Raw genomic sequence first — 390 nt, 5'->3', positions numbered from 1 at the left:
AACGCCATGAAAAAGACGCCAAATATCAACCCAGAAAGTCAAGATGTTGCCGAGCTACAAGCGATGGTGAAAGCGCTGATGGCGTCAGAAATCCAATTGAAACAAGAACGCCAGTCGCTACTTGAACAACTCAAACTGGCCTTCGACCGTCAGTTCGCTAGACGCTCGGAGGCGTTAAAACCTTACGATGAATCCCAAGGTGACCTCTTCAACGAAGCGGAATGTGAAGCCGCTAAAGAAGAAGAGGTTGAAGTGGTCACGACGACCACCACAACGAAGAAACGGGGTAAACGCAAGCCACTTCCAAAGACCTTGCCTCGTGAAGTTATCGAACTTGATTTAGACGACCATGAAAAGCAGTGCGCTTGCTGCCAACATAGTCTGCATAAA

At 48.2% G+C, this 390-nt stretch carries 1 pseudogene; it reads left to right on the top strand.

The window, feature by feature from the left end:
- Nucleotides 1-6 precede the first annotated feature (6 nt).
- Nucleotides 7-390: pseudogene (locus QTN95_RS21160) on the top strand (IS66 family transposase); the annotation flags it as partial.

The sequence above is a fragment of the Vibrio sp. M260112 genome (genome assembly GCF_036533775.1).
In the GTDB taxonomy this organism is placed as follows: domain Bacteria; phylum Pseudomonadota; class Gammaproteobacteria; order Enterobacterales; family Vibrionaceae; genus Vibrio.
Note: the sequence above shows the minus strand (reverse complement) of the source record. Positions and strands in the feature narration are given on the sequence as shown.